This is a genomic window from Salinimicrobium oceani (genome assembly GCF_012037645.1).
The window spans coordinates 1-533 of sequence record NZ_JAAVJR010000358.1; the positions used below are offsets into that span (position 1 = coordinate 1).

A 533-nucleotide genomic window follows, 5' to 3' on the forward strand; every position below is an offset into this window, starting at 1 on the left:
AGAGCATGGTAGCCTCACCCTCGTAGGGGACGCAAAACAATCTATCTACAGGTGGCGCGGTGGGAAAGCAGAGCAGTTCATGGAGCTGTGCCAAAAAAAGCACCCTTTTAGCATAGAAGAGCCCCAATTGGTGGTGCTGCCCAACAATTACCGAAGCGCTCAAACAATTGTCCAATTCAATAATGATTTTTTCCGTTTTGCAGCCGGTTGCTTTCTTAATGAAACTCATCGTGACCTGTTCCTTAACAGCGGGCAGGGACCTGTGAGTAAAAAGGAAGGCTATGTGAATATCTCCTTTATCGAAGCCGAAAATACTTCCGAAGAAATGGAAGCCTACCCTGTGCGGGTGCTCGAGATCATAAATTCGCAAAAGGCAAAAGGTCATTCGCTCTCCAATATTTGCATTCTTACGCGCACCAGGAAAGAAAGCATAGCGGTCGCCAATTTTTTAAGTGAAAATGCTATTCCGGTGATCTCTGCGGAAAGTCTGCTGGTCAGCAGGTCTCCAAAAGTGGTATTTATTAATGCTGTTT

The 533-nt window shown here is 45.8% G+C and carries 1 protein-coding gene; it reads left to right on the top strand.

Annotated features, from left to right (window positions below; all coding sequences use genetic code 11):
* A partial coding sequence (locus HC175_RS17170; RefSeq protein ID WP_168139542.1) for a 3'-5' exonuclease occupies positions 1–533 on the top strand: 533 nt, incomplete at both ends.